We start from the raw sequence: 22527 nt of genomic DNA, 5'->3' as shown, positions 1-22527 counted from the left end.
ATTCAACAGGTTAGAATCGCTTGGCACGCGGACTGCATAGGCAGTTCGCGCCCAGCCTTTTGAATTTGCTTTCTGGAGTACCGCCCTTGGATGCAACAACCATCAACAGCCTGTTCTTGATCGGCGCGTTGCTGGTGGGTGCAAGTATCCTGGTCAGCTCCCTCTCTTCACGTCTGGGCATCCCGATTCTGGTCATCATCCTCGCGGTGGGCATGGCCGCGGGCGTCGATGGCGGCGGGATCATTTTCGACAACTACCCAACGGCCTATCTGGTCGGCAACCTCGCCCTGGCGGTGATTTTGCTCGATGGCGGCTTGCGCACACGCGTCGCCAGCTTCCGGGTTGCGCTGTGGCCGGCCCTGTCATTGGCAACGGTCGGTGTACTGATCACCACCGGGCTGACCGGGGTAGCGGCTGCATGGTTGTTTAATCTGAATTTGATTCAGGGCCTGTTGATCGGCGCCATTGTTGGCTCCACCGATGCTGCGGCGGTCTTCTCGCTGCTGGGCGGCAAAGGCCTGAACGAACGGGTCACCGCCAGCCTGGAAATCGAATCCGGCAGTAACGACCCGATGGCGGTTTTCCTGACCGTGACCCTGATCGACATGCTCGCCAGCGGCGAAACCGGCCTGCACTGGGGCCTGCTGGGGCAACTGATTCGTGAGTTTGGTATCGGCGGGATTATCGGTCTGGGCGGCGGCTGGCTGATGCTGCAACTGGTCAACCGGATCAATCTGGCAAACGGCCTGTACCCCATTCTGGTGATCAGCGGCGGGCTGGCGGTGTTTGCCCTGACCAACGCCATCCACGGCAGCGGCTTTTTAGCGGTGTACCTGTGTGGCCTGGTGCTTGGCAACCGTCCGATCCGCAGTCGCCACGGCATTCTGCACATGCTCGACGGCATGGCCTGGCTGGCGCAGATCGGCATGTTCCTGGTGCTGGGCCTGCTGGTCACACCGCATGATTTACTGCCTATCGCCCTGCCCGCGCTGGGTCTGGCACTGTGGATGATTCTGTTTGCCCGGCCGCTGTCGGTGCTGGTCGGCCTGCTGCCATTCAAGGCGTTCCATGACCGGGAAAAAGCATTTATCGCCTGGGTCGGTCTGCGCGGCGCGGTGCCGATCATTCTCGCGGTGTTCCCGCTTATGGCCGGGCTGCCCCACGCCCAGCTGTATTTCAACCTCGCGTTTTTTATCGTACTTGTCTCGTTGTTGGTCCAGGGAACCAGCCTGCCGTGGGTCGCCAAGCTGCTGAAAGTCACCGTACCGCCAGAACCGGCACCGATTTCACGCGCCGCGCTGGAGGTGCATGCCACCAGTGAGTGGGAACTGTTCGTTTACCGCCTGGGTGCTGAAAAATGGTGCATCGGCGCCGCCCTGCGTGAACTGAAAATGCCCGAGGGCACCCGTATCGCGGCCCTGTTTCGAGGTCAGCAACTGCTCCATCCGTCGGGTAGTACCACCCTTGAAGTCGGTGATCTGCTTTGCGTGATCGGCCATGAACATGACCTGTCTGCCTTGGGCAAGCTGTTCAGCCAGGCCCCGCAGCGCGGTCTGGATTTGCGTTTCTTCGGCGACTTCGTCCTCGAGGGAGACGCTCAGCTCGGGCCTGTCGCAGCATTGTATGGTTTGAAACTCGACGGTCTGGATCCAGAGATGCCGCTTAGCCAATTCATCATTCAGAAGAATCGCGGCGAGCCTGTGGTCGGCGATCAGATCGAATGGAACGGTACCATTTGGACCGTTGCGGTGATGGACGGGAACAAGATACTTAAAGTCGGCGTCAAATTTCCCGAAGGGACCCGCCCAGGTCCTGGGTTGTTCCTCTAAACTCCCTCTCTCTTCGATCAGTTCGACCGGTACTTATGCTCAACCTGCGCACTTTTTTTGTTGCCGCCCTTCTTGGGCTCTGCCTCTCTACCATCCCGGCACAGGCTGCCGAGCCGCCCACCCGCAGCGCCGTACAGCAAAGTCTGGATAAAATTGCCGAACGCAAATTGGCTGATGCGGATCAAAAAGCCCTGCAACAGGTGCTTGAGCAAACCCTGACGCTGATCGCTAGCAAGGAAGACGCTGAAAAGCGTCTGACCGAACTCAAACAGCAACTGAGCCTGGCTCCGCGCCAGACGGCGGAAAACCAGCGCGAACTGACTCGTCTCAAAGCCAGCAAAACCGTCCCGACGACCCAGCGTTACGCGAGCCTCGACGTGCCGCCACTCGAGCAAATGCTCACCGAGCGCAGCACTCAGCTCAACGACCTGCAAAAAAGCCTGAACGATGCTAACAGTCTGACCATCACCGCACAGACCCGTCCGGAACGGGCGCAGGCCGAGATTAGCAGCAATCAGACGCGCATTCAGCAGATCAACAACCTCCTTAAAACGGGCAAGGACAGCGGCAAACCACTCAGCGCCGACCAGCGTAACCAACTCAATGCCGAACTGGCCTCGCTCAACGCCCTGACGGTATTGCGCCGTCAGGAACTGGCAGGCAACAGCCTGCTGCAAGATCTGAGCAGCAGCCAGCATGACCTGCTGACCGAGCGCGTCAGCCGGCAAGAGCAGGATATTCAAGACCTGCAAACCCTGATCAACGACAAGCGCCGTGCCCAGTCACAACAAACCGTCACACAACTGTCCATCGAAGCGCAAAAAGCGGGCAGCAGCAGCCTGCTGGCCACTGAAAGCGCGGCCAATCTCAAACTCTCGGATTACCTGTTGCGCGGCACTGACCGCCTCAACGACTTGACCCAGCAAAACCTCAAGACCAAGCAACAGCTGGATAGCCTGACCCAAAGCGATCAGGCGCTGGATGAACAGATCAGCGTGCTCAAGGGCAGCCTGCTGCTGTCCAAAATCCTCTACAAACAGAAACAGGCACTGCCGCACCTGACGCTCGACAGCGGCTTGGCAGACGAAATCGCTGACATTCGTCTGTATCAATTCGAAGTCAATCAACAGCGGGAATTGATCAGCAGCCCAAGCGCTTATGTCGAAAAGCTGCTCGCCACCCAACCGCCAGAAGACGTTACGCCGCTGCTGCGCAAAACCCTGCTTGACCTTGCGACCACCCGCAGCGATCTGCTGGAACGTTTGAACCGTGAGCTGAGCGCGCTGCTCAACGAGTCCATTACCCTGCAGCTCAGTCAGAAACAGCTGGCCAGCACGGCGCTGAGTCTGCGCTCGACCCTCGACGAGCAGATGTTCTGGATTCCCAGCAATAAACCGCTGGACCTGGAATGGATAGAAGGCATCCAGCCGCGCCTGACAAAACAGCTCGCCACCCTTCCATGGACGTCAAGTGTCAGCGAGTTGGCAGACGGGCTGACAAGCAGACCCCTGCTGTTTCTGCCGCTGCTGTTGTTGATCGGCGCACTGGTATGGAAACGCAAAGCGCTCTACAGCAAGCTGAACAAATTGCACTCCGATATCGGCCACTTCAAACGCGACAGCCAATGGCAGACACCGCTGGCGATCCTGATCAATATCTTGCTGGCCATGCCCGTGGCGCTGGGCCTGGCGTTGTGTGGCTATGCCCTGCAAATTGACGCACGCGGGCAAAACGCCAACCTGGGCTCGGCTTTGCTACAAATCGCCCTGGCCTGGCTGGTGTTCTATACCGCTTACCGGATTCTCGCGCCGGGAGGCGTCGCACAACTGCATTTCCGCTGGGAAAAACCACAGGTTGAATTCCTCAGAGGCTGGATTCGCCGCCTGGGCCTGGTGGTGCTGGCGTTGGTCGCCGTCGTTGCGATGGCGGAACATCAACCTGCCGCGCTGGCCGACGACGTCCTGGGGATTGCCGTTGTTCTGACGTGCTACGCCATGATGACCTGGCTGCTAAGCCGTTTGCTGATCAGCAGCCCCACTCGCGAGAGCGCGTCGCTGTTCCGCAAAGCGGTCGGCGTGATCTTCACCGCCCTGCCAATAGCCTTGTTCATCGCGGTGTGCTTCGGCTACTACTACACCGCGCTGAAACTCAGTGATCGACTGATCAACACCCTGTACTTACTGATGCTGTGGCTGGTCATCGAAGCCGCCTTCATCCGCGGCCTGGGCGTAGCGGCAAGGCGTCTGGCCTACCAGCGCGCCCTGAGCAAACGTCAGGCGGCCAAGGAAAGCGGTGACGGTGACTCGGTAATCGAAGAGCCGACACTGGATATCGAACAGGTCAACGAACAGTCCTTGCGCTTGATTCGCCTAGCCCTGCTCGGCGGCTTTATCGGCGCGCTGTATTGGGTCTGGTCCGACCTGATCACGGTATTCTCCTATCTGGACAACATCACCCTCTACGAATACACCAGCGGCACCGGCGCGACCATGAGCATGGTGCCAATCAGCCTCGGCGACATGATTGGCGCACTGATCATCATCTGCATCACCGTCGTACTGGCCGGTAACCTGCCAGGCCTGCTCGAAGTGCTGGTGCTGTCACGCCTGAGCCTGGCCCAGGGCAGCGCCTACGCGACGACGACCCTGCTGTCGTATGCGATTGCCGGGGTCGGTTTCGTTTCCACCCTGTCGGCGCTGGGCGTGAGTTGGGACAAACTGCAATGGCTGGTCGCGGCACTGTCGGTAGGTTTGGGTTTCGGGATGCAGGAGATTTTCGCCAACTTCATCTCCGGCATCATGATCCTGTTCGAACGTCCGGTGCGGATCGGCGACACCATCACCATTGGCAACCTGTCAGGCACGGTCAGCAAGATCCGTATCCGCGCCACGACCATCACCGACTTCGACCGCAAGGACATTATTGTCCCGAACAAGACCTTCATCACCGGGCAATTGATCAACTGGTCACTGACCGACACCATCACCCGCGTCACCCTGAAACTGGGGGTCGATTACGGCTCGGACTTGGAGTTGGTGCGCAACCTGCTGCTCAAGGCCGCCCACGAAAACCCGCGGGTACTCAAAGACCCGCCGCCTATCGTGTACTTCCTGAACTTCGGCGAAAGCACCCTCGACCACGAGCTGCGCATGCACGTGCGTGACCTCGGCGACCGCAACCCGGTACTCGACGAGATCAACCGCTTTATTAATCGCGAGTTCAAGGCACACCACATCAACATCTCGTTCCGCCAGGTGGAGGTCTACCTCAAGAACATGCAGGGTCAGGAATACAAGATGGTGCCCATCGAAGCCGCAGACAAAACCAGTGCACCGGTCCCGCCAGCGCCCCCTGCCGCCAAGGACGCACCCGAGCCACCGGACATCAGACTCGACTGATACGCTTAATCCCAGCAGAATGGTCGGACATTCTGCTGGAGGTGGCCCTTGAAAGCCCTCGACGAACTGACCTTCGACAACCGCTTCGCCCGCCTGGGGGATGCGTTCTCCACTTCGGTCCTGCCCGAGCCCATCGCTGATCCGCGTCTGGTGGTGGCAAGTGCTGCCGCCATGGCGTTGCTCGATCTCGATCCGGCACAGGCCGAACTGCCGGTCTTCGCCGAAATCTTCAGTGGGCACAAACTCTGGGCCGACGCCGATGCGAGGGCCATGGTGTATTCAGGTCACCAATTCGGCTCCTACAACCCACGGCTGGGCGATGGTCGCGGCCTGTTGTTGGGCGAGGTTTACAACGACGCTGGCGAACATTGGGACTTGCACCTCAAGGGCGCCGGGCAGACCCCTTATTCACGCATGGGCGATGGCCGGGCGGTATTGCGCTCATCGATCCGAGAGTTTCTGGCCTCTGAAGCTTTGCACGCACTGGGCATCCCCAGCAGTCGAGCCGCGTGCGTGATCGGCTCAAGCACACCCGTGTGGCGGGAGAAGCAAGAACGTGCAGCCATGGTCCTGCGCCTGGCGCCGAGCCATATCCGCTTCGGCAGTTTCGAGTATTTCTTCTACACCAAGCAGCCGGAACGCCTGAAAGAGCTGGGCGAGCACGTGCTGGCGATGCATTTTCCCGACTGCCTGGAACAGCCTGAGCCGTACCTGGCGATGTTCCGGACAATCGTCGAGCGCAATGCCGAGTTGATTGCCAAGTGGCAAGCCTACGGTTTCTGCCATGGCGTCATGAACACCGACAACATGTCGATCCTGGGCATCACTTTCGACTTCGGCCCGTTCGCCTTTCTCGATGATTTCGACCAGAACTTCATCTGCAACCACTCCGATCACGAAGGTCGTTACTCCTTCAGCAATCAGGTGCCCATCGGCCAATGGAACCTCAGCGCCCTCGCTCAAGCCCTGACACCGTTCATCAGTGTCGAAGCCCTGCGTGAAGCCCTCGGTCTGTTCCTGCCGTTGTACCAGGCTCATTACCTGGACCTGATGCGCAGCAGACTGGGCCTGACCCGCGCCGAAGACGGCGATACCCAACTGATCGAACGCCTGCTCAAACTGATGCAGAACAGCGGCGTCGACTACACCCTGTTCTTCCGTCGACTGGGTGATGAGCCCGCCGCCCTGGCCTCCACCCGCCTACGCGATGACTTTGTCGACATCAAAGGCTTCGATGTCTGGGCCACTGACTACCAAGCCCGGATCGCCCGTGAAGACAATGGCACCGAGCAACAACGCCAAGCACGCATGCACGCGGTCAACCCGCTCTATATCCTGCGCAACTATCTGGCACAAAAAGCCATCGACGCCGCCGAAGACGGCAACTATGAAGAAGTGCGCCGCCTGCACACCGTGCTGAGCAACCCCTTCGAAGAACAGCCCGGCATGGCTAACTACGCAGAACGGCCGCCGGAGTGGGGGAAACATCTGGAGATAAGCTGTTCATCCTGAGGCCAGGGACGGTGGGGCCAGACTCTTTTTCAGGCAGTTGTATATTTGCCAGGACTTCGAACAGGGTGAGGAGACGGTCGTCCTCGGTGTTTTGAACACCCCCGCCCTCGCTGATCCTGCCCAGCAGGCGGGTCTCATAATCGCCCGGGTATTGAGCCTGCTCGATAGGGGGTAATGATTTGTAGTGGGACAGCACTTCAGCATAGAACTTAGGTGTGTTGACGTTACCCTCACTTTCTTGCCTTGATTGGGCAATCACCTCGACTCGCCATTTTTGTTCTATATCATTAGCGTCATATGCAGCAGCTCGCCTCTCATTCACAGTATACGAACCGCTGTCATCGTAAATGATGAGGGCGAGTTGCTCGGTTGTCAGGTCAGCAAACGGACTCTTGGTACTCCTATCGCCCGTGCTGGCAAGGTTCACATACGCCGTAGCGTGCCGAGCCCTCGCTAATAAATCAGGATCGTCAGTTTCAGGCTTTTCCGCGTCATGCCTGACTCTTTGCGCATTGTAGCTATCGCCTAAAAAATCATCTTTCAACTTTCGAGCCATATCACCGAGCTCGCCACGGCTCGTATTTTTATCACGCACCTCCGCTCGCGCCGCGCTGTCACTCAACTGGCGAGACAGCGTTGATACCTTCACCGTGTCGGTTGAAGCGATTGCAGACTGGGCCGGCGTGCTGTCACTCATTGATATAGGCTGGGTGAGTATTACCGTACTGGATGAACTTACCGGCGAAGCCTGTATATTACTAATCATGTACCACCCCTGTTAATCGATAAAAACACGCCTTACAAGACTCTGCTCTGCACGCAGATATACCTGCAGAGCACGTCCTGTAAACCTGATAACCGACGTGTTATTTCATTGCAAATTCAACAGCCCATGCGTGAGTAGCAAAATCAACGGATGTGATCTTTACGTCACACCGAGCGCCCCCACTGGCGACTGCATTTTTATTCCATTTCGGCAGTTCCACGCCGCGCACACGCGACTTGAGATACGTCGTTGTGAACTGACAAGCCTTGGAGCCTATCTGGTAATGCACAACGGCATAATTCACATCCGGCGAAAGATTGCTTTGCACTTTATAACTGTCGAAACTTCCCTTCTCTACCTTATCGCCTGGGGTGGGCGAAGCATTCGCCTTGGTGCCGGCCCCATTTTTGCCCACGGCACTGTAGATCGCCGCCGCTGTGCCGTTATTTTTAAAAGTAACACTGACCGCCGGCCCGGCCTGCGCTGCCGAGGAAACAGTGACAGCCGCCAGCATTACCGAGAAAACGATGGGATTGATAATGTGCATTGTGATAGTCCAACTTGAGTCGAGGGTATTGTTTTTATATTGAAAACCGAACACTGCTTATTTATTAATAGGGGGCGATACGGGACCTCGACACTTATACATAGACGCTTATTCAAGAAAAACAACAGATTGATTGCTGTTGCCAGAGACTATCGAGCTCGATTGCCGAGCACCACTCCCTGAACGGGTAGTTGACTATCCCACAGGGACAAGTACCTAGGCCTGTAGGAGCAGGCTTGCCTACGATCGACTGCTTATTCGCACTCAAGACTGCGCGCCCCCGGTCATCCCTACAGATTTCCGGAAACTCACCGCCTATAGTTTAATCACTTGGATCTTTTCTAATAAAAGCCGACTTGATTCTCGACGCCAGCATCACCATTTATCTCAAATGCACACACTGCCAACGGAGCCTCCCATGCCAGACCCACTCCTGATCCCCTGCCCGCACTGCAACGGGCTCAATCGCATCCCGGCCGACCGCCTTGGCGATCAGCCTAAATGTGGGCGCTGCAAGGCGCAGGTAGTGCTGAGCAAGCCTTTCGAACTGACTCAGGGCGACTACGCCAGCCAGATCAAAGGCGATCTGCCGCTGTTGGTGGACGTGTGGGCGGCGTGGTGCGGCCCGTGCAAGTCTTTTGCTCCCGTCTTCGAACAGGCGGCCAGTCAGCTGTCAGGGCGCTGCCGGCTCGCCAAGCTGGACAGTGAGGCCAACCAACAGCTGTCGGCTCAGCTAGGCATTCGTTCGATCCCCAGCTTGATCCTGTTCAAGAATGGCCAGGAAGTCGCGCGTCAAAGTGGCGCCTTCCCTTTGCCGCAGCTACTGGCCTGGTTGAAAAGCCAAGGGATTTAGACGTTTTTCAGCAGCGGCACAGGTGCTGACTTTTCTGTAGGCCGATTCCGAAACAGGGTTTTCCGGCACCTGCTGCCGCGCTTTACTACTAGCCTTCCTTACTCTACTTGAGCGATGGGTAAGGACTATCTATGACATTTGTCATCAGGGAAGGTGATCTCACTACCACGGACGGTTTTGTCATAGCGGCTTCCGCCAAGGCAATCGTGTTGCTGCGCAAACTGGCGAGGATGGGCGACCCCGTGTGGTGCCCGGCGTGCGATAGCGTCGGTTACATCGCCCAAGGCAATCCAACTTACGTTGACGAGTATGTCGCGGTGGCAACCCACGGCCAGTGGGTGCAGTGCGGCTGCATGCTGGGCAGCCATCGATTGTTGGCGACACAAGACAGCATTCAGGCCGATATGGAGGCGACGATTCCCATCCCGGCAGACCTCGCCGAAGCCGCGCGGATGGCCGCCGAACAATGGTCCCGCGCCATCCACGACGGCTCATTGCGCGAGAAGTTGTTTTCACCTCTGCGACAACCCTCCAGTGCGGTAGGTGTCAGCGCTGAGCTCCCGATTCAAGCAGGTCGTGCAGATCAACGAACTGCTGGGTCAACTTGTGCCGTGGCTCGAGATGGATCAACGGAATGTTGGCCTGATGCGACTCGCGCATTTTCACCGAACTGTTGAGGTAAACCGGCAACACCGGCAAACCTTCAGCGATCAGCTCATCGAGGATTTGCTGCGGCAGACTGGCGCGGGACTGGAATTGGTTGACGATAATGCCTTCCACTTCCAGGCCCTCGTTATGATCTTCCTTCAGCTCTTCGATTTCCTTGAGCAGGCCATACAGCGCCTGACGCGAAAAACTATCGCAGTCAAAAGGGATCAATACCCTGTCGGCAGCGATCAGCGCCGAAACCGCGTAAAAATTCAGCGCAGGCGGTGTATCCAGATAAATCCGGTCGTAATCCTCGTCCAGTTCATCAAGAAGTTTTCGCAACTTGTTGATCTTGTGTTTGGCCTCAAGCTTGGGCTGCAAGTCGGCCAGCTCTGCCGTGGCGGTTACCACGTGCAGGTTGTCGAAGGGCGTTTCATAGATATCGACCTTATTCTTCTTGGCAAACGGACCTGACGACAGGGTTTGCTTGAAGAAATCGGCGATGCCCATCGGAATATCGTCGCCGGTCAAACCGGTGAGGTACTGCGTCGAGTTGGCCTGGGCATCAAGATCGATCAAAAGCGTCCGATACCCTTCGTGAGCGCTGACTGCCGCCAGGTTGCAGGCGATACTGGACTTACCCACTCCGCCTTTCTGATTGAACACCACGCGCCGCATGAATAGACCTCCTTGGTTCTGTAAATGGCCTTGATGAATGGGCCCGAGTCTAAGCAAAGCGGGTGACAAGGGCGAGCGCTTCATCTGAAAAGACGCCGATAACGGACTTAGGCTTACATAATTAATAGCGATTTTCCTACACAGCGAAGTCGAAATTAAAAATGCATAACGAAGGAACTATTTGTCTAAATAAACTATTCGTAACAGCATTTGCTACTCATCAGCCCCATCGGGATAATGCGCGCCTCTCGGCTAAAGCGCCTCACCCGAATGGGTGCCGTTTCGGCGAACCGTGCTCAAATGGGTGTTGTCTCGGAAAACCGCAGCGAAAGGCATGCCCGCAGGGGCGGGAAGAAAACTCGTGATCACGTTCAACATCGCACAATGGCGCGCCTGGGCCCCCGGCCTGGAAACGGTCGAGGACTGGCAGCAATGGAGCCTGAGCCCTTCCCTTTTAGACAGTGGGGATATGGCGCCCGACGTCTCGTTTTTGCCCGCTATGCAGCGCAGACGCTTGAGTCGCCTGGCGCGGATGGCTTTCAGCGTTGGCTGGCCATTGGCTGAAGGTCTTGAACAGCTTCCGCTGGTGTTCGTCTCGCGCCATGGCGAAACCCCTCGGACCCTCGACATCCTCTCCGATCTGGCCGCCAATCAGCCGCTGTCGCCCACCCAGTTCAGCCTCTCAGTGCACAATGCCGTGATTGGCCTGTGGTCGATCATGCGCGGTGAAACCAGTGAGATGACGGCGCTGGCTGCAGCGGGTGACGGCCTGGAACACGGTATTATTGAAGCCGTTGCCCTGCTGGCCGAGGGCTCGCCAGCCGTGCTGCTGATCGTCACGGAAGACCAGCCACCTGCAGCTTATGCCGACTGGATCGAGGACGTGCCCTTTCCCTACGCGGTAGGGCTGCTGCTGACCCCTGGCACCGACTGGCAGTTGTGCCTGAGCACCGGCAGCGAAAACATGTCCCATACAGAGTGGCCTCACGCCCTCAACCTGTTGCGCACGTTAACGAGCGAGCAGACCACCTGCCAACATTCATGGAAAAACCGATTGTGGACCTGGCAACGGACCCGCTGAGCAAGCGCCGCGACGCCTATTATTGGCGCCTGCTGGCTACCGCCCTGAGCTTTGCCCTTTTCGGGGTGGTCGGCCTGTGCCTGCGATTGGTGTTTTTCCCTTTGTTGAGCTGCCTGCCCGGCGATGCGCAACGCCATCGGTCCCGCGCCCGACGCACGATCAGTTGGCTGCTCTGGCGGTTCATCCGATTTATGGCACGCACCGGCGTGCTGACCTATGACGTCCAGGGCGCGGAAAAACTCGGCCGCCCGGGCCAGATGATCATTGCCAACCATCCGTCGCTGATCGACGTGGTATTTCTGATCGGGTTGGTGCGCAATGCCAATTGCGTGGTCAAACAGAGCTTGTGGCAGAACCCCTTTACCCGGGGGCCGGTGCGTTCCGCCGATTACATCAGCAATGATGGCAGCATGGAGATGCTCGATGCTGCCGCAGACGCTCTACGCGGCGGGCAGACACTGATTATTTTCCCGGAAGGCACGCGCACCACGCCGGGGCAGGTGCCTGCCTTTCATCGTGGCGGAGCCTCAATCGCACTGCGAGGTGCGAAACTCATTACCCCGGTGACGATCCAAGTCAATCCCAGCACCCTGACTAAAGCCCAGCCCTGGTATCGCATCCCAAAGCGCCGGGCGCACTTCAGTTTGCGCGTTGGGGCCGATATAGATCCACAAGCCTTTGCTGTGCTTGGCCCGGCACCCATAGCCTCGCGCAAGCTCAACGATTATCTGCATCAGTACTTCATCAAGGAGCTCGCCAAAGATGAGCGATCTGCACCTGGAAATTAAACAGCTGATTATCGACGCCCTGGGCCTCGAAGACATCAGCACCCATGACATCGGCAACGATCAGATCCTGTTCGGCGAAGGCCTTGGCCTGGATTCGGTAGACGCCCTGGAGCTGGGCCTGGCGATTCAGAAACGTTACGGCATCAAGATCGACGCCGACGCCAAAGATACCCGTAATCACTTCACCAGCGTGGACAGCCTTGCGGCGTTCGTCAGCGCCAGACAAGCGGCCTGAGGAATAACAATGCAAACCCGTGAAGACATCTTCGACACCCTGCGCAGTGCGCTGGTTGAGCTGTTCGAACTTGAGCCTGAGCGAGTCAACCTGCAAGCCAACCTGTACCAGGACCTGGAAATTGACAGCATTGATGCCGTGGACCTGATCGACCACATCAAACGCAAGACCGGCAAGAAAATCGCCGCTGAAGACTTCAAAGCCGTACGCACCGTCAACGATGTGGTCGAGGCGGTTTACCGCCTGGTCAATCCGACCGCATGAGTCGGCTGATCGCCCTTGGCCTGCTGTTGGCTGGCGTGCTTTACCCCTTTGCGGTGTATTTCGGCATTGAACATTTCGCCCCTTGGCAGTTTGCCTTGCTGCTCGGAGGGCTATGGCTGGCGCGGGCGCTGACGGGAAAACGCCGTCCTGGCAGCGTGTTGACGGCCGTTGTCGCCCTGGGTTTTTGCCTGCTGCTGGGGCTGTTCAATAGCCCGTTATTACTGCGCTGGTACCCGGTGCTCGTCAGCGGATTCATGTTGAGTCTGTTCGGCCTCAGCCTGATCTATGGCCCACCCGTCATCGAGCGATTGGCACGCCTGAGCGAGCCTGACTTGCCCGTGATCGCGATCCGCTACACCCGACAGGTGACCCAGGTCTGGAGCCTGTTTTTTCTGTGTAATGGCCTGCTCGCAGCGGCGTTGACCCTGTGGGCGCCATTGAGTTGGTGGACGCTGTACAACGGCTTGATCGCTTATGGCCTGATGGGCCTGCTGTTTGCCGGTGAATGGCTGTTGCGTCAACGTGTAAGAGGTCGCGCATGAATTGGATACCACTTGAGCACCTGTTGCTCGAGGCTTTGCCTGCCCGCGAACTGACGATGGCCCCCGCCCTGGACCACGCCCGTTTCTGCGAGCAGGCCCTGAGTGTTGCCGCCGGTCTCCAGGCCCGAGACGTCAAGCGCCTTGCGCTGCATCTGGAAGACGCCGGTCAGCTGGCCGTGGCCTTGTTCGGCGCATGGCGTGCCGGTGTCAGCGTGTTATTGCCCGCAGACCTGCAAGCACAAACCCGCGAGCGCTGGTCGAACGACGTCGACCTGTGGCTCAGCGATCAGGTGGGCGACACACACCTGGATGAATTACACGCCGCGCCGCTGTCGCCCGCCGCGCTGGACCTCGACACTTGTCGCCTGAGCCTGTGCACGTCAGGCTCCAGTGGCGAACCGAAGCTGATCGAAAAGCGTCTGCGCCAGTTGGCCAATGAAGTCAAAGCACTGGAAGCGCTGTGGGGCGCCGACCTCGGCACGTCCTGCATCATCGGCAGCGTTGCCACCCAGCATATTTACGGCTTGCTGTTCCGGGTGCTGTGGCCGCTGTGTGCCGGACGCAGTTTTGTGCGCAAGCAGCTGCCATTCCCCGAAGATTTACAGCGAACCAGTCGCGAACATCCGACATTCGCCTGGGTCGCCAGTCCGGCACTGCTCAAGCGCATGGGCGACAACCTCGATTGGCCGGCCTTGAGCAACGTGCGCCGCGTATTCTCTTCGGGCGGTGCGCTGCCCGCCGAAGCCGCGCGCAGCTTGCAGCAGCGTTTGGGCCAATGGCCAACCGAAATCCTCGGCAGTTCGGAAACCGGCGGCATCGCCTGGCGTCAGGGCGACAGCCTGTGGCAGGGTTTTGAAGGAGTGCAACTGAGCCAGGACAGCGACGGCGCCCTGCTGATCGAGTCCCCTTACTTGCCTGTTGGCCATGTCGAACACACGGCCGACGCCGCGCGCTTCAGCGCTGACGGACGTTTTGAATTGCTCGGCCGGCTGGACCGCATCGTCAAGCTTGAAGAAAAGCGTATTTCCCTGCCGCAACTGGAACACGCGCTGGCGGCACATGAGTGGGTCAGCGAGGTGCGTCTGGGCGTGGTTCAAGAGAACCGGGCGTCCCTCGGCGCGTTGGTGGTTCTCAGCGAAAGCGGTCTGCATGCCTTGCGCAATCAAGGCCGACGTACGCTGACCGAGCAACTGCGCCGCCATTTGCGCCCGTATTGCGAGGCCATCTCCCTACCGAGGCGCTGGCGACTGCTGCGCCAGCTACCGCTCAACGCCCAAGGCAAACTGCCACAGGCCGAGGTCGAAGTCCTGTTGCTTGCTGCGCGTCCCAAAGAGCCGGAACTGCTCAGCCAGCAGCAAGTAGGCGGCGAGTGGCACCTTGACTTGATCATTCCCGCGGACCTGGCTTATTTCAGCGGACACTTCCCGCAAACCCCGGTACTGCCGGGCGTGGTGCAGGTCGATTGGGCGCTGAGTCTGGGCCGGCGCCTGCTGGATCTGCCACCGCGATTTGCAGGCATGGAAGTGTTGAAGTTCCAGCAACTGGTGCGCCCCGGCGATCAGGTTGCGCTGACCCTGCGTTTCGATGCCGAGCGCAGCAAACTGTATTTCTCCTACCGCAACACAGAAGCTGCCTGCTCCAGTGGCCGTATCGTGCTGGAGGCTGAGCATGCATAGCCCTTGCGCGGTGATCCCGGTCTATGACCACGAACGGACGGTGTCCGCCGTCGTGCATGAACTGCTGAAGGCAGGCCTACCCTGTGTGCTGGTCGACGACGGCAGCAGCCCGAGTTGCGCGGCGGTGCTGCAAGCGCTGGCCGGAGAAGAGAACGTCTATCTGGTGCGCCTGCCGATCAACCAAGGCAAAGGTGGCGCGGTGATGACCGGTTTCCGCGAAGCTGCGCGCCTGGGTTTCAGTCATGCACTGCAAGTGGATGCCGACGGTCAACATGACCTGAACGACGTATCACTGTTTCTCGACGCCTCGCGCCGTGCTCCCCTGGCGGTGATTTGCGGCTATCCGCAGTACGACGCCAGCGTGCCCAAGGTTCGCCTGTATGCACGCTACCTGACCCACTTCTGGGTCTGGGTCAACACCCTGTCGTTTCAGATTCGCGATTCGATGTGTGGCTTCCGGCTCTACCCCCTGGCACCGACTATCAAGCTGATCGACTCGGTGCAGGTGGGCACGCGGATGGACTTCGACTCGGACATCCTAGTGCGCCTGTCCTGGCGCAATCAGCCAATGCGCTGGCTGCCGACCCGTGTTCATTACCCGCTGGACGGGGTGTCGCACTTCCGGCTGTTCCGCGACAACGTACTGATCACGAAAATGCACACCAAACTGTTCTTCGGCATGTTGGTGCGTATGCCGCTGATCCTGTGGCGTCGGTGGCGACATGAGTGAGCCGACGAACGAAGCCAAAAAACATTGGGCCGCTCATCAGGAGCGTGGCAGCTTTCTGCTGATGAAACTGATGGCCTGGGGCGTGCGTCATTTCGGGCGACGCCTGCTGACTCCCGTGCTGTACGGCATCGTCCTGTACTTCTTCGTATTGGGCCCTGGCGCCCGACAGAATGCCTGGCAATACCAGCAGTACCTGGCCAGCTGGAGCAGACAATCGGCGCTACGCCCCACCCGGCGGAGCGTGTTCAAGCAGTTCATGGCCTTCGCCGATGCACTGCTGGACAAGCTCGACGTATGGAACGGCAAGCTCACGCTGGACCAGATCACGATTGTCGATCACGACTTGCTGCGCAACCAGTTGCGCAGTGGGCGCGGGCAAATGCTGGTCGGCACCCATCTGGGCAATCTCGAAGTCTGCCGCGCGCTGGCCGAACTGGGTGAACGGGTCACCATGAACGTGCTGGTGCACACCAAGCACGCCGAACGCTTCAATCGCCTGTTGGGTGAAGCGGGGGCCACTAATCTGCGCCTGATTCAGGTCAGCGAGCTGAACCCGATGATCATGCTGCAATTGAGCCAACGCCTGGATAACGGTGAATGGCTGGCCATTGCTGGCGACCGCGTCCCCCTGCATGGCGGGCGCAATGTACGGGTGGATTTCCTTGGCCACCCCGCCGCATTCCCGCAGGGCCCATGGCTGTTGGCGGGCTTGCTGCAATGCCCGATCAATCTGATTTTCTGCCTGAAGGGCGCCAGCGGTTATCGCGTCATTCTCGAACCTTTCGCCGAGCGCATTAAATGGCGGCGCAGTGATCGCGAGCAGGTGGTCGCCGGACATGTCCAGCGCTACGCCGCACGCCTCGCCCATTATTGCCTTGAGGCACCACATCAGTGGTTCAACTTCTACTCATTCTGGAAGACCGATGACGATCCAAGCGCTTGAACCGGTAACCTTCGGCGAACGGCCGTTGCGTATTGAAGAGGTGCTGCTTCTGGCCAATCGCCAAGTGCCGACGCAGCTGCAAAACGACAGCGCATTTCGCCTGCGCATCGCCAAAGGCGCGCAATTTCTTGATTCCCTGTTGGACAAGGAAGGCGTGATCTATGGCGTAACCACCGGTTATGGCGACTCCTGTGTCGTCGCGGTGCCGTTGCAGCACGTCGAAGCGCTGCCACGTCACTTGTACACGTTCCACGGCTGCGGTCTCGGTAAAATGCTCGACGCACAAGCGACCCGTGCGGTACTCGCTGCGCGGTTGCAGTCGCTGTGCATGGGCGTTTCCGGGGTGCGCGTGGAGTTGCTGGAGCGCCTTCAGGCCTTTATCGACCAAGACATCCTGCCGCAGATCCCGGAAGAAGGCTCAGTGGGCGCCAGCGGTGACCTGACGCCGCTGTCTTACGTGGCCGCGACCTTGTCCGGTGAGCGCGAAGTGATGTTCCGTGGCGAGCGCCGCGCGGCCGCTGACGTGCACCGCGAGTTGGGCTGGGAGCCGTTGGTCCTGCGCCCGAAAGAAGCGCTGGCCTTGATGAACGGCACCGCAGTCATGACCGGCATCGCCTGCCTCGCCTTCGCCCGCGCCGATTACCTGCTGCAACTGGCGACCCGCATCACCGCCATGAACGTGGTGGCCTTGCAGGGCAATCCCGAGCATTTCGATGAACGCCTGTTTGCCACCAAGCCACACCCAGGGCAGATGCAAGTCGCCGCCTGGTTGCGCCAGGACCTGGCCATCGATGCACCGACCGCGCCCTTGCACCGCTTGCAAGATCGCTATTCGCTGCGTTGCGCCCCCCATGTCCTGGGCGTGTTGGCCGACAGCCTGAACTGGCTGCGTTCATTCATCGAAATCGAGCTGAACAGCGCCAACGACAACCCGATCATCGACGCTGAAGCCGAACGCGTACTGCATGGCGGCCACTTCTATGGCGGCCACATCGCGTTCGCCATGGACAGCCTCAAGACCCTGGTAGCCAACGTCGCCGACCTGCTGGATCGGCAACTGGCATTGCTGGTGGACGTGCGTTACAGCCACGGCCTGCCAAGCAACCTGTCAGGCGCCAGCGCTGAGCGGGCAATGCTCAACCACGGGTTCAAGGCAGTGCAGATCGGCACCAGTGCCTGGACAGCCGAAGCCTTGAAAAACACCATGCCGGCCAGCGTGTTCTCGCGTTCCACCGAATGCCATAACCAGGACAAGGTCAGCATGGGCACCATCGCCGCCCGTGATGCGATCCGCGTACTGGAGCTGACCGAGCAAGTAGCCGCCGCCACCTTGCTCGCGGCCAACCAAGGTGTCTGGCTGCGCAGTCAGGCTGACGATGCTCGGCCCCTGCCGCCCGCGCTGGCAGCCATGCACGAGCAACTGAGCAAAGACTTCCCGCCCGTGATCGAAGACCGCGCGCTGGACGGCGAACTGCGGCTGTGCCTGCAGCGGATCGCCGACCGCCACTGGAGGCTGCATGCGCAGTAAGGGCCTGATCCACACTGACACCGAAATCCAGGTGCCATTTTTCGACATCGACATGATGAACGTGGTCTGGCACGGCCATTACATCAAGTACCTGGAAGTCGCCCGCTGTGCGCTGCTCGACCAACTGGACCACAACTACCAGCAGATGCTCGATTCCGGCTACGCCTGGCCGGTCATTGACCTGCAATTACGTTATATACGCGGCGCAGTTTTCGGCCAGAAGCTTAACGTTCGCGCCAGTCTGGTGGAGTGGGAGAACCGCTTGAAGATCAACTACCTGATCAGCGACGCCGTCACGGGCGAGCGCATGACCCGCGCCACCACAATTCAAGTGGCCGTGGAGATTACCAGCCACGACATGCAACTGGCATCGCCCAAAGTGTTCACCGATGCGGTACAGAGAGCGCTGCCATGAACCGCCTTTACCACCTGTTGTTCGCCGTTGCGCTGCTTGGTCTGTCATCGCTGGCCAACGCCTTTGACCTGCAACAACTGAGCACGCAACTGGGGAAACCCTCAGTGATTCATGGCGATTTCATTCAGGAAAAACACCTGCGCGCCCTGCCCCAGCCGTTGACCAGCAAGGGTAAATTCGTCCTCGCCAAGGACTATGGCCTGCTCTGGCTGCTGGCGACACCGCTGAAACAGGATTATCGAATCAGTACCGTCGGGATCGCCCGCCGCGATGCCAATGGTTGGCAATTGCTGCCGAACAAGAGCGCAGGCGCCGAGCAAAACCGGCTGTTCCTCGCCGTACTGCAAGGCGACAGCAGTGGCCTGCAACGCGATTTCGACCTGCAACTTAAAGGCGATGCACAGGCGTGGCAACTGACCCTGACCCCGCGCTCGTTGCTGCTGCAACAGGTGTTCAAACAAATCAATATTGACGGCGGCGAACTGGTTCAGCGTATCGAACTGCTTGAAACTCAGGGTGACAGCACCCTGCTACGCATGATCAACAGCAGCGCCGCTGGCACCTTGAGCGATGCGGAGCACCATGACTTTGTTGACTAGACGCCAGTCGTTTGAACGCTGGATGCCGCGCCTGTTCCTGGTACTCTTGCTGGCCATGCTGGCCCTGGCTGGCTGGCAATGGCGCAACGGTCCTCCACTGTCGGCGAACTTGATGGAGCTGGTGCCCGGCTCAACCCCGGATGCCCTGGAACTGCGCGCCGAAGAGCGCATGCAAGAACCCCTCAACCGCGAGATGCTGGTGCTGGTTGGCCACGCGGATCGCCAGCACGCCATCGATCTGGCCCAACAGCTGGGCGAAAAATGGCAGGCCAGCGGGTTGTTCGAGAAGGTTCAATGGAACCTGCAAACCGACATCCCGGGGCTGCGCCAGCAATTGCTCCAGGGGCGACTGGCGATGTTGTCGCCCGCCGACCGTAGCGAGTTGATCGAGCAACCGCAAGCGTTCATTCAGCAACGCGTACAGAGTCTGTTCGACCCCTTCACCGGCTTCAGTCTGGTGCCCAGCCAGGATGACTGGCTCGGCCTGACCGGGCGTATCCAAAACAGCCAGCCGCAGCATGGTTCCGTGCAGCTGGATCTCGGCAGTGGCGCGTTGATCGCCAACGCCGACGGTAAAAGCTGGGTGTTGCTGCGCGCACGAACCCGAGGCAATGCATTCGACATGCACTTGCCCCTGCAGGTCGCCGACCTGCTCAGTGCCGCGCGCGAACAGGCCCGCCAGGCGGACGCGCAATTGCTCGCCGCCAGCGGTTTGCTATACGCCGCCGAGGGCCAACGCCAAGCCTCCCGGGAAATCACCTGGGTCGGCGGCGGCGCCACGCTGGGTATTTTGTTGCTGCTGCTACTGGCGTTTCGGCGCTGGCGCGTACTGCTGGCATTCGTGCCAGTGGTGGTGGGCATGTTATTCGGCTCGGTGGCCTGCGTGGCGCTGTTCGGCCACATGCACGTGATGACCCTGGTGCTGGGTTCCAGCCTGATCGGGGTCGCGGTGGATTACCCGCTGCATTACCTGTCGAAAAGCTGGAGCATGAAGTCCTGGCGCAGTTGGCCAGCCTTGCGCCTGACACTCTCGGGCTTGAGCCTGAGTCTGGCCACCAGTTGCATCGGCTATCTGGCCTTGGCCTGGACGCCTTTCCCGGCCCTGACCCAAATTGCGGTGTTCTCCGCTGCCGGGCTGGTCGGCGCCTATTTGACTGCGGTGTGCCTGCTGCCAGCGATGCTCAACAACATGGAGCTGCGTCCGGCCACCTGGCCGCTGCGTATCGCTGAGTGCTTGTTGAGCATGCGTGAAGCCCTGCTCGGCCGCATCGGCACGCCCGTGTTGCTGGGGCTGCTGCTCACATTCTGTGCCGCCGGGCTGTGGCAACTGACCAGCAAAAACGACATCCGCCAATGGATCAGCGCGCCGCCGCAATTGCTGGCCGAAGCCCAAACCATTGCCCGTATCACCGGCTATCAGCCAACCAGTCAGTTCTTCCTTGTGCGCGCCGCCGATCAGCAGCAATTGCTCGAACGGCAGACCAAGCTGAGCCAGCGGCTGGACCAACTGATCAGCCTCGACAAGTTGCAGGGCTACTTGGCGCTTAACCAATTGCTCAGTCCGCCCGAAGAGCAACGCCGCGTGCGCGATGCTCTGGGCAAACTGCCGTTGTATTGGCAGCCGCTGATTGAGCTGGGCGTACCGGCCAGTGCGCTGCAAGCAGAGCTGGCACGCTTGCAGGCACTACCGACTGAGGACATCGACATGGCGTTGGCCGGTCCTTTGGGCGAACCGTGGCGCGGGCTGTGGCTGGGGGCTACACCTGATGGCGTGGCCGGCATGGTCAGCCTGCAGGGCTTGAATAACCCGGCATTGTTACGCGTACAGGCGCTGGACCTTGAGGGCGTGCAACTGGTGGACCGTCTCGGCGATCTGAACAACGTGTTCGCCGCCACCCAAATCAGCGCTGCGGAGCTCAAGCTGTTGTCCTGTGGCCTGATCGTGTTGCTGTTGATTCTGCCCTTCGGTCTCAGTGGCGCCCTGCGGATCGTCGCCCTGCCACTGTTGGCGGCACTGTGCAGCCTGGCAAGCCTCGGCTGGCTGGGTCAGCCGCTGACCTTGTTCAGCCTGTTCGGGCTGCTCCTGGTCACAGCCATCAGCGTCGATTACGCGATCCTGATGCGTGAGCAGGTCGGCGGCGCGGCGGTCAGCCTGCTCGGCACCCTGCTCGCCGCCGTCACCACCTGGCTGTCGTTCGGCCTGCTGGCGGTTTCCAGCACGCCTGCGGTGAGCAACTTCGGCCTGTCCGTAAGCCTCGGCCTGGCGTTCAGCTTCATGCTCGCCCCGTGGGCCGGTCGTCAACCGCATACACCCGCCATCGCCGAGTCGGCAGCATGATGATCGCGCTGTTCTGGCTGCTGGCCTTGCTGATGTTTGCGCTGGCAACACGCCTGGGTCGCTACGTTGGCCTGATTCCCATCGTCAGCCAATTGCTCCTGGCGACGTTCGGCCTGCCGTTGCTGATGGTGTTCTGGATCGAGCCGCATTGGCAACTCAGCGGCGCACAACTGGTGGAGCCCGTTTGGTTGAAGACCCTGTATGGCCTGGGTTTCGCCCTCGTGCTTGGGCACATCCTCAGCGACGTGATCGAACTGGACATGGACCGGCAAAGCCTGAAAATCGCCGTGCCGAGCTTTTGCGTGCCCTTCTGCTGCGGGCTGGCGTGCGCGTTCTGGCTGCTGCCGGAGCAAGCGTGGCTAAGTTCGCTGGCGGTCGGCCTGGTGTTCGCAATCACGGCGATTCCCGTGTTGTTTTTATACCTGCACCACATCGACTACCCACCTGCGGCGACCCGACGCCTGGTACAGACTGCGATCCTGATCGACCTGACCTGCTGGAGTCTGTTCGCCATCGCCCAAGGCAGCCTGCACCTTAGCAGCCTGTTGCTACCGCTGCTGGGCGCCTGCGTACCGTTGCTCTTCAGGGCGCTGCGTCTGCGCCAGCCATGGGTCTATAGCCTGACCTTTTTCGCACTGCTGGTGGTCGCCGAGCACTACAAACTCAACGCCTTGATCCTGGGTATCGGCTACCTGTTTTGCATGGCCTGGCTCAAGCAACCCTTCGTACTGCCACTAAGCCCCGAACGGTTCAAACGCCTGCAGAACACACTGGCAATCCCCCTGATCCTGACGTTCGGGATCGTCCAGATCAACGTTCACAGCGCGGTAAGCAGCCTCAGTTGGCTGCAACTCGGCGCGCTGCTGGCGCTGCCGATTGCCAGCAAAGTGTTCGGCAACTGGCTCGGTCTGCGCTGGGCTACGCCGTCGTTTACTGGCGCAAGCCGCTGGCGTGAAAGCCTGCTGCTCAATATTCGCGGGTTGAGTGAGATCGTCTTCCTCAACCTGCTGCTGCAACAACAGCTGATCAGTCCTGCGCTGTACTTCGCGCTGATGCTGATGGGCTTGATCGCGACCCTGATGCCCGCATTCGCGGGCATGAACCGAATGATTGTCAAACCCGCCGAACAGGCAAGGAGCCCTTGTGCCAACAGCTGA

Annotated in this window: 20 protein-coding genes and 1 pseudogene; 18 read left to right on the top strand and 3 right to left on the bottom strand. The window is 59.6% G+C overall.

The genetic code is table 11. From position 1 onward, the window contains the following. The first annotated feature begins 86 nt into the window (after positions 1-86). The 3 genes from RGU44_RS21880 to selO are packed head-to-tail and all read left to right on the top strand — an operon-like array spanning position 87 to position 6739. On the top strand, positions 87-1829 hold the full coding sequence (locus RGU44_RS21880; RefSeq protein ID WP_322277919.1) for a potassium/proton antiporter: 1743 nt from the start codon (positions 87-89) through the stop codon (positions 1827-1829). Between the two features lie 35 nt (positions 1830-1864). Further along, positions 1865-5227, top strand: a complete 3363-nt coding sequence (gene mscK / locus RGU44_RS21875; RefSeq protein WP_322277918.1) for a mechanosensitive channel MscK — start codon at positions 1865-1867, stop codon at positions 5225-5227. Between the two features lie 48 nt (positions 5228-5275). Continuing rightward, a complete protein-coding gene (gene selO, locus RGU44_RS21870; protein ID WP_322177483.1) occupies positions 5276-6739 on the top strand; it encodes a protein adenylyltransferase SelO in 1464 nt (487 codons plus the stop codon). Here the strand turns inward: selO and RGU44_RS21865 are convergent. Beyond that, entirely contained in the window at positions 6678-7505 is an 828-nt protein-coding gene (locus RGU44_RS21865; RefSeq protein ID WP_322277916.1) for a hypothetical protein, read from the bottom strand. The two genes, selO and RGU44_RS21865, sit on opposite strands and share 62 nt — an antisense overlap. A gap of 100 nt (positions 7506-7605) precedes the next feature. Beyond that, entirely contained in the window at positions 7606-8052 is a 447-nt protein-coding gene (locus RGU44_RS21860; protein ID WP_322177481.1) for a hypothetical protein, read from the bottom strand. Between the two features lie 418 nt (positions 8053-8470). Here RGU44_RS21860 and trxC point away from each other — a divergent pair, with 418 nt between their 5' ends. Both trxC and RGU44_RS21850 read left to right on the top strand, forming a co-directional pair. Further along, the gene (gene trxC, locus RGU44_RS21855) at positions 8471-8905 is read left to right on the top strand and encodes a thioredoxin TrxC (RefSeq protein WP_219064475.1); all 435 of its coding nucleotides are present in this window, start codon (positions 8471-8473) and stop codon (positions 8903-8905) included. A 131-nt stretch (positions 8906-9036) separates the two neighbouring features. Beyond that, positions 9037-9423: pseudogene (locus RGU44_RS21850) on the top strand (PAAR domain-containing protein); the annotation flags it as partial. A gap of 28 nt (positions 9424-9451) precedes the next feature. Here RGU44_RS21850 and RGU44_RS21845 read toward each other — a convergent pair. Continuing rightward, positions 9452-10231, bottom strand: a complete 780-nt coding sequence (locus RGU44_RS21845; protein ID WP_219064476.1) for a ParA family protein — start codon at positions 10229-10231, stop codon at positions 9452-9454. Between the two features lie 361 nt (positions 10232-10592). On the opposite strand from RGU44_RS21845, the gene RGU44_RS21840 reads away from it, so the two are divergent. The 13 genes from RGU44_RS21840 to RGU44_RS21780 are packed head-to-tail and all read left to right on the top strand — an operon-like array spanning position 10593 to position 22527. Next, positions 10593-11312: a beta-ketoacyl synthase chain length factor gene (locus RGU44_RS21840; protein ID WP_322177480.1), complete on the top strand. Its 720-nt coding sequence runs from the start codon at positions 10593-10595 to the stop codon at positions 11310-11312. After that, the gene (locus RGU44_RS21835; protein ID WP_322278488.1) at positions 11288-12100 is read left to right on the top strand and encodes a lysophospholipid acyltransferase family protein; all 813 of its coding nucleotides are present in this window, start codon (positions 11288-11290) and stop codon (positions 12098-12100) included. Before RGU44_RS21840 ends, RGU44_RS21835 begins: the two co-directional genes overlap by 25 nt. Continuing rightward, positions 12075-12335 (top strand): phosphopantetheine-binding protein, encoded by a 261-nt coding sequence (locus tag RGU44_RS21830; protein ID WP_219064478.1) that lies wholly within the window; start codon positions 12075-12077, stop codon positions 12333-12335. Before RGU44_RS21835 ends, RGU44_RS21830 begins: the two co-directional genes overlap by 26 nt. Before the next feature lie 9 nt (positions 12336-12344). Beyond that, entirely contained in the window at positions 12345-12599 is a 255-nt protein-coding gene (locus tag RGU44_RS21825; protein WP_322177479.1) for an acyl carrier protein, read from the top strand. Further along, on the top strand, positions 12596-13141 hold the full coding sequence (locus RGU44_RS21820; protein WP_322177478.1) for a hypothetical protein: 546 nt from the start codon (positions 12596-12598) through the stop codon (positions 13139-13141). Before RGU44_RS21825 ends, RGU44_RS21820 begins: the two co-directional genes overlap by 4 nt. Continuing rightward, the gene (locus tag RGU44_RS21815) at positions 13138-14817 is read left to right on the top strand and encodes an AMP-binding protein (RefSeq protein ID WP_322277915.1); all 1680 of its coding nucleotides are present in this window, start codon (positions 13138-13140) and stop codon (positions 14815-14817) included. The genes RGU44_RS21820 and RGU44_RS21815 overlap by 4 nt, the downstream gene beginning before the upstream one ends. Continuing rightward, complete coding sequence (locus RGU44_RS21810) at positions 14810-15547, top strand: glycosyltransferase family 2 protein (RefSeq protein ID WP_322277913.1); 738 nt, start codon at positions 14810-14812, stop codon at positions 15545-15547. Before RGU44_RS21815 ends, RGU44_RS21810 begins: the two co-directional genes overlap by 8 nt. Next, positions 15540-16490 carry a glycosyl transferase gene (locus RGU44_RS21805; protein ID WP_322277912.1) on the top strand — a complete coding sequence of 317 codons (951 nt, stop codon included), beginning with the start codon at positions 15540-15542 and terminating at the stop codon, positions 16488-16490. The genes RGU44_RS21810 and RGU44_RS21805 overlap by 8 nt, the downstream gene beginning before the upstream one ends. After that, entirely contained in the window at positions 16471-18018 is a 1548-nt protein-coding gene (locus RGU44_RS21800; RefSeq protein ID WP_322177474.1) for an aromatic amino acid ammonia-lyase, read from the top strand. Before RGU44_RS21805 ends, RGU44_RS21800 begins: the two co-directional genes overlap by 20 nt. After that, complete coding sequence (locus RGU44_RS21795; protein WP_322177473.1) at positions 18008-18433, top strand: acyl-CoA thioesterase; 426 nt, start codon at positions 18008-18010, stop codon at positions 18431-18433. Before RGU44_RS21800 ends, RGU44_RS21795 begins: the two co-directional genes overlap by 11 nt. Continuing rightward, on the top strand, positions 18430-19032 hold the full coding sequence (locus RGU44_RS21790) for an outer membrane lipoprotein carrier protein LolA (protein WP_322177472.1): 603 nt from the start codon (positions 18430-18432) through the stop codon (positions 19030-19032). The genes RGU44_RS21795 and RGU44_RS21790 overlap by 4 nt, the downstream gene beginning before the upstream one ends. Further along, positions 19016-21370: an MMPL family transporter gene (locus RGU44_RS21785; protein WP_322277911.1), complete on the top strand. Its 2355-nt coding sequence runs from the start codon at positions 19016-19018 to the stop codon at positions 21368-21370. Before RGU44_RS21790 ends, RGU44_RS21785 begins: the two co-directional genes overlap by 17 nt. Beyond that, positions 21367-22527 carry a sodium:proton antiporter gene (locus tag RGU44_RS21780; RefSeq protein ID WP_322177470.1) on the top strand — a complete coding sequence of 387 codons (1161 nt, stop codon included), beginning with the start codon at positions 21367-21369 and terminating at the stop codon, positions 22525-22527. The genes RGU44_RS21785 and RGU44_RS21780 overlap by 4 nt, the downstream gene beginning before the upstream one ends.

Origin of the sequence: Pseudomonas sp. 5C2, assembly GCF_034314155.1 — a bacterium.
Lineage (GTDB): Bacteria > Pseudomonadota > Gammaproteobacteria > Pseudomonadales > Pseudomonadaceae > Aquipseudomonas.
This window is presented reverse-complemented; position numbering and strand designations above follow the sequence as displayed.